This is a genomic window from Paracoccus chinensis (assembly GCF_900102885.1).
Classification (GTDB): Bacteria; Pseudomonadota; Alphaproteobacteria; order Rhodobacterales; family Rhodobacteraceae; genus Paracoccus; species Paracoccus chinensis.
In genome coordinates, this window is the sequence record NZ_FNGE01000024.1 from 24,481 (window position 1) to 31,071 (window position 6,591).

The 6,591-nt window shown below is 68.0% G+C and carries 5 protein-coding genes; 2 read left to right on the forward strand and 3 right to left on the reverse strand.

What is annotated here, in order from left to right:
* Window positions 1–71: 71 nt before the first annotated feature.
* On the reverse strand, window positions 72–629 hold the full coding sequence (gene msuE, locus BLQ03_RS15800) for an FMN reductase (protein ID WP_090757288.1): 558 nt from the start codon (window positions 627–629) through the stop codon (window positions 72–74).
* A 376-nt stretch (window positions 630–1,005) separates the two neighbouring features.
* Here msuE and BLQ03_RS15805 point away from each other — a divergent pair, with 376 nt between their 5' ends.
* Complete coding sequence (locus BLQ03_RS15805; protein ID WP_090757289.1) at window positions 1,006–2,406, forward strand: FAD/NAD(P)-binding protein; 1,401 nt, start codon at window positions 1,006–1,008, stop codon at window positions 2,404–2,406.
* A gap of 10 nt (window positions 2,407–2,416) precedes the next feature.
* Here BLQ03_RS15805 and ggt read toward each other — a convergent pair whose 3' ends face one another.
* Window positions 2,417–4,150 (reverse strand): gamma-glutamyltransferase, encoded by a 1,734-nt coding sequence (gene ggt, locus BLQ03_RS15810; RefSeq protein WP_090757290.1) that lies wholly within the window; start codon window positions 4,148–4,150, stop codon window positions 2,417–2,419.
* 252 nt (window positions 4,151–4,402) lie between these two features.
* Here ggt and BLQ03_RS15815 point away from each other — a divergent pair, with 252 nt between their 5' ends.
* Window positions 4,403–5,452, forward strand: coding sequence for an NAD(P)-dependent alcohol dehydrogenase (locus tag BLQ03_RS15815; RefSeq protein ID WP_090757291.1), 1,050 nt, complete (start codon window positions 4,403–4,405; stop codon window positions 5,450–5,452).
* Window positions 5,453–5,505: 53 nt separating this feature from the next.
* Here the strand turns inward: BLQ03_RS15815 and BLQ03_RS15820 are convergent, their stop codons facing one another.
* Window positions 5,506–6,069, reverse strand: coding sequence for a YidH family protein (locus tag BLQ03_RS15820; protein WP_090757294.1), 564 nt, complete (start codon window positions 6,067–6,069; stop codon window positions 5,506–5,508).
* Between the last annotated feature and the right edge of the window lie 522 nt (window positions 6,070–6,591).

Sequence of the window (6,591 nt, forward strand, 5' to 3'; positions counted from 1 at the left end):
GGTCCTTTCAGGGTGAGAGGGGCCGCCCCGCCGGAAAGGCGGGTTCATGCGGGCTGGTCGGGTGGCAGGGTTCAGGCGGCGGAGATGGCCGCAGCCTGGGTCTGGGAAAGCCAGGGCGCGAACTGCTCGACCGCCCGGTCGAGGCGGGCCAGCAAGGCGTCAGAGGCGGGCTGGCCGTCCCGGAAGTCGGCGCCTCCGGCATAGACGCCCGTCGGCAGGCTCGCCGCCTCGAAGAAGCCGAAAAGCGGGCGCAGCTGATGTTCGATCACCAGTGCGTGCCGGTCGCCGCCGCCGGTCGCGGTCAGCAGCACCGGCTTGCCGGCCAGCGCCCCAGGGTCGAGCAGGTCGATCACGTGCTTGAAGAGGCCCGTGAAGCTGCCCTTGTAGACGGGCGTTCCCACCACCAGCGCATCCGCTGTGAGCATCGCGTCCAGGATTGCGCGGGGCAGGGCGTCCAGCTGGTCGGCGCTCTGCGCCTGTCCCAGCGAGGGCTGCAGGTCCGCGATCCCATAGCTTGCGGCGGCGCAGCCGAAGCGGCGCGCGGCACGCGACACCGCCAGATCGACCAGAGCCCGGGTCCGCGAAGGGCTGCTGAAGCTGCCCGAGAAGCCAACGATGCGAGGGGGCATTTCGCTCTCCTGAATAACGACTCGTCTTGTAGATGATTGTGGAGCCGGAAGCTGCCGGGAGCCATTCCAAAGATCGGGCCGGATGCAGAAGCCGCCTGTCGCGGTGCAGGCGCGTCGGGGAATGGTGTTCTCTGAGGCAGGCCGCGGAAATGCCAGAGAATTGGGCGTTTGTCTCTGGCTGGGCAGAGAGCGGGAAAATTCCTTCCCTCATCAAGGGAAAATTTGGAAACCAAATCTCTATTAAGTTGATAGATATATATGGATGTACTCGGCAGGAGGACCCGATGCTCGCCGCACAGCATGCCGGAAAGGCAGCCCGGCCGAGTCGGACCGGCACTCCTGCCCTGTTCCTGTCCCATCCGGAAAGGAGAGGCCCATGACGTTCTTCACGCATAATGCCAGCCGACCCGCCGAGCCCCCGCAGGCCGGCGCGCGCCATGTCGTGGTCGTCGGCGGCGGCGCCAGCGGCGTGCTGATGGCGATCCATCTTCTCGAGCGCAGGGAGGCCGATTTCCGCGTCACGATCCTGGAAGGCCGCAACATGCTGGGCTGCGGCATCGCCTATTCCACACAGGACCCCGGCCATCTGCTGAACACCCGCGTCAGCAACATGAGCGCCTTCGCCCGCGACCCCGATCATTTCCGCCGCTGGCTGGCGGCGCGGCCGGGGCTGCCCTCGGACGAGCTGTGCTTCGTCGGCCGCGCGACCTACGGCGCCTATCTGTCGGACCTGCTGCATTCCTGGCAGTCGGGACCGGGCAGGGGGCGGCTGTCCTGCATCCGCCAGACCTGCACCGGGCTGCGCCGCAAGGGCGGTGGCTTCGTTCTGGAGCTTGAAAGCGGAACAAGCCTGCTGGCCGATCAGGTGATCCTGGCAACGGGGCACAGCCGCCTGGACGGCGATCCCTCGGGGCTGCTGACGGGGGCATGGGACGCGACCCCCGAGACGGACCCGGACGGACGGGTGCTGATCATCGGCACGGGGCTTTCCATGATCGACCAGGTGCTGTCGCTGCTGGCGCAGGGCCACCGGGGCGAGATCGTGGCCCTGTCGCGGCGCGGGCTGCTGCCGCGCGAACATGGCCCGGCCGTGCCCCTGGTCCTGTCGGTCGCCGACGTGCCGCTGGGCGCGCCGGTCAGCGCCCTGTTCCGCTGGGCCCGCCAACTGGCGCGGCAGGCCGAGGCGCAGGGCGGCAGCTGGCGCGACGCGATTGACGCGATCCGCCCCCATGTGCGGCGGTTGTGGACAGGCCTGTCCACCCGGGAACGGGCGCGCTTCCTGCGCCATGCGGTCGCCTGGTGGGACGTCCACCGCCACCGCATGCCCCCGGCCTCGGCCGAGCGCATCGGCAAGGCCATGGCGCGCGGGCAGCTTCGGGTGATGCGGGGCGCCTTTCTGTCAGCCCGCCCCGGCAAGGACAGCGTGATCGCCGAACTGCGCCTGCCCGGCGAAGGCGGCTGCATCCAGCTCACCGCCGCGCGCGTCATCGACTGCCGCGGCATCCGGCGCGACCTGCGGCAGCATGGCTCGCCGGTGGTGCGCGACATGCTGGCCAAGGGGCAGGCGCGGCTCGACCCCCTGCAGATCGGGCTGGACGTGGAGCCGGACTGCACCCTGCGGGACGCGGCGGGCGAGCGGATCGAGGGGCTGTTCGCCATCGGCCCCGTGTCGCGCGCGGCCTTCTGGGAAATCACCGCCATTCCCGACATCCGCGAACAGGTCGCGACGCTTGCGGCCGCCATGGGTCGGGCCTGCTGCGTGCGCGAGGTGGGCTGACGGGCGGCCCTCAGTAGCCGATGGCGGCGCCTGCGGTCGCGCGGCTGTCGATGGCGCCGTAATAGCCGGTTCCGTCGCCTTCCTCGATGTCGGCCAAGTCCTTGCCGCCCACGAGGATGCCCGCCGCCTCGCCCCAGATCGTCCAGTTGGGATCGATGCCGACGGTGTAGCCCATGCCGGTCAGCAGGCGCAGGGTGTCGGGCGACAACGCGCGGGGCTCCATGAAGACCCGGTCGGGCAGCCACTGGTGATGGATGCGGGGGGCGTCGATGGCCTCCTGCAGGTTCATGCCGTGATCGACCACGTTCATGATCGCCTGCAGCGTGATGGTGATGATGCGCGCCCCGCCCGGGCTGCCGATCACCATGAAGGGCTCGCCGTCCTTGGACACGATGGTCGGGCTCATCGAGGACAAGGGCGACTTGCGCGGCTCGATGGCATTGGCCTCGCCCTGCACCAGCCCGTAAAGGTTCGGGACGCCCGGCTTGACCGTGAAGTCGTCCATCTCGTTGTTCAGCAGGATGCCGGTCCCTTCCGCGACCTTGGCGGTCCCGAAGGACCCGTTTAGCGTATAGGTGACGGCGACGGCGTTCCCGTCCTTGTCGATGATCGAATAATGCGTCGTTTCCGGCGACTCGGGAGCGACATTGACCTTGAGGTCTGCGCTGACACCCGCACGATAGGCATCGATGCGCGACCGGATCTCGTCGGCATAGGCCTTGCTGGTCAGCTTCTCGACCGGATTGTCCACGAAGTCGGGATCGCCCAGGGCGGTGTTGCGGTCCACATAGGCGTGGCGCATGGCCTCGACCATCAGCCGCGTCGTTTCCGCCGAGCCGTAGCCCAGGTACGAGATTGGATAGCCTTCCAGCACGTTCAGGATCTCGCAGATGATCAGCCCGCCCGACGAGGGCGGCGGCGACGAGGCGATGTCATAGCCGCGATAGCTGCAGGTCACCGGCTCCATCTCGCGGACCTGGTACTGCTCGAAATCCGCTTTCGCCAGGATGCCGCCGTTGGCCTGGCTGGCCTGCACGATCAGGTCGGCGATCCCGCCCTTGTAGAAGGCGTCGGCGCCGCCTTCGGAAATCTGCGTCAGCGATTTCGCAAGGTCCGCCTGCACCAGCCGGTCGCCCATGGCATAGGGCTGGCCGTCCTTGAGGAAGATCTTCGCGGCCGCCGGGTCCTGGGCCAGCCGCTTGTTGCCCCTCGCCAGCGAAGCGATGTCGCCCTGTTCCAGAACGAAGCCCTCGGAGGCCAGCCGGATCGCGGGGGCCAGCAGCTCCTCGCGCGGCCTGGTGCCGTATGTCTCGCGCGCCATCTCGAAGCCCGCGACCGAGCCGGGGGTGCCGACGGCAAGATAGCCGTCGGTGCTGGCGCCCGGGATGGGGTCGCCTTGCGCGTCCAGATACATCGTCTTCGTCGCGGCCAGCGGCGCGCGCTCGCGGAAGTCGAGGAAGGTGGTGGTTCCGTCGGCCATGCGGATCGTCATGAAGCCGCCGCCGCCCAGGTTGCCCGCGGTCGGATAAACCACGGCCAGCGCATAGCCCACCGCCACGGCCGCATCGACGGCATTGCCGCCGGCCTTCAGCACGTCCACCCCAACCTGGGACGCGAGGTGCTGGGCGGTCACGACCATCCCGTTCTGCCCTTCCACCGGCGCAGGCGAGGCCGCGAAAGCCGGTGCCGTCCCGACCCACAGCGCTACCACGAAGGACAACCGCGTCAATGTCGGGTGATGCATGAGAACCCCTCGCCTGAGTCCGGAGACTGCCTGAACCGAATGCCGCATCGAGGATGCGCCCGTTCGGCCTGTGCGTCCAGCCGCGATTCGCCTCGTGAAGGGCCGCCCTGGACCGGAACGGTTCCGGTGCGGCCGCGTTGCGGATGCATTCCTCTGACCGCCCTTCTGCGGCATAGGGGGCCTCCGCCGCTGCGCAGGCGCCTTGGCCCGCGCCGACCGCGCCTTCATGCACTCACCGAAAGGATCTCCCGAATGACCATCCTTGCCTATGGCGCCCCTGCCGCCGACCGCCCGCTGGAGGAAATGGCGATCACCCGGCGCCAGCCCGGCCCCCATGACGTGCAGATCGAGATCGTCTTCTGCGGCATCTGCCATTCGGACCTGCACCAGGTCCGCAGCGAATGGGCGGGCACGATCTATCCCTGCGTGCCGGGCCACGAGATCGTGGGCCGCGTCGCCGCCGTGGGCGGCCACGTGACCTCGCACAAGGTCGGCGACCTGGTCGGCGTGGGCTGCATCGTGGACAGCTGCCAGCATTGCCCCGACTGCGAGGAAGGGCTGGAGAACTACTGCGACGGGATGATCGGCACCTACAACTCGCCCACCCCCGACGCGCCCGGCCACACGCTGGGCGGCTACTCGCAGCAAATCGTCGTGCATGAGCGCTATGTGCTGAAGATCACCCACCCTGAGGAGCAACTGGCCGCCGTCGCCCCGCTGCTCTGCGCGGGGATCACGACATACTCGCCGCTGCGCTACTGGGGGACGGGCCCGGGCAAGAAGGTCGGCGTCGTGGGGATCGGCGGCCTCGGTCACATGGGGCTGAAGCTGGCGCATGCCATGGGCGCGCATGTGGTGGCCTTTACCACTTCGCCCGACAAGATCGAGGATGCGAAGGCCCTTGGCGCGGACGAGGTGGTCGTCTCGCGCAACGCAGACGAGATGGCGGCCCATGCGCAAAGCTTCGACTTCATCCTGAACACGGTGGCCGCGCCGCACGACCTCGACGCATTCCTGGTGCTGCTCAAGCGCGACGGCACCATGGCGCTGGTGGGCGCGCCCGCGACGCCCCATCCCTCGCCCAACGTGTTCAACCTGATCATGAAGCGCCGCAGCCTCGCGGGCTCGATGATCGGCGGCATCCCGGAAACGCAGGAGATGCTGGATTTCTGCGCCGAGCACGGCATCACCGCCGACATCGAGATGATCCGCGCCGACGAGATCGAGCCCGCCTACGAGCGGATGCTGGCGGGCGACGTGAAATACCGCTTCGTCATGGACATCGCCACGATGGGCGCCTGATCCCCCTGCGCGGGCGGCGTCATTTTCGCCCGCGCAACCCGCCCGAAGGGCCGTCAGCCCTGTCCGTGCACCCAGATCCCCACCAGGGCGGTCGCCGCCACCGCCGCCAGGAACAGGTTCACCGAGATCAGCACCCATCCGGGCAGCTTCCGGATGTCGGGCGCCAGAAGGTCGGCCTGGAAGATCTGGCGCCAGACTCCGGCGATGAAGCAGAAGATGGCGAACAGGATCAGGACCGAGGCCTGGGCCATGATCATCCAGCCGGGAATCAGCCCTTCCAGCAGGGCGCGCGCGCCGATGCCGCTGGCAAGGCCGACAAGGCCTGTGCGCACCCAGGCCGCATAGGTCCGCTCGGCGGCGAAGACGGTGCGGTCGCCCGCGAGTTCGGTGCGCCGCTCGGCGCTGTCCTTTGTGACGACAGCGGCCTTGGCCGTCACCTGCGCCGCCTTGGCCGAGGTTTCCGCCGCCGCCGAGGTGCGGGAGGCCGCCTGCGTCGTCTGCTGCGCGGCGGCGCTGGTGTCCTCGGCCGCGCTTGCGGCGCTTTCCGCGGCATCCTGCGTCTGCCGGGCCGTCCGGGTCACGGCCTCGGCCGCGTTCTCGACCTTGCGCTCGTCCATGTGCTCCTCGGTGCAGGTCAACCGAAGGCCAGTCTAATACCCCTTCGGGTGGTCTGTCGCTTGCGAATCGCGCCGCCACGGCATGCGCTTGGGCGCCTGCCCGATTCGGGGCATGTTCCCTTGGCTGTCTGCCTTGCGGACCCACGGAATCATGCCCCGGGACATCCTGCGAAGCCATGAAACCCGCGCTGTTCTGGCCTGCCGCGGAGGGGCCTTTTTTGCGGTAAAGAAAGGGGAAAGAGACCATGATAGTTTATGCGAATGGCCCCATATCCTTTTAGACAGATTGCGGGTCAGGGCGTAGAATGGTTCATGGCGATCAAGAAGATCGTCTTGAACATGTCACCTGTTTCTTGTGTCTGCCTGTTTTTTGTCTGGTGACGCGGCAACAAGACCACCCGCGCAGCCCTGCTGCGCGGGTTCTTTCATGTGTCCACTTAACCTTCTTTCCGTGTTATTCAGGGAAGGGAGGATCAGGGCATGGGACGCACATCCACCACGGCGGAGCCGCAGAAGCGTGAC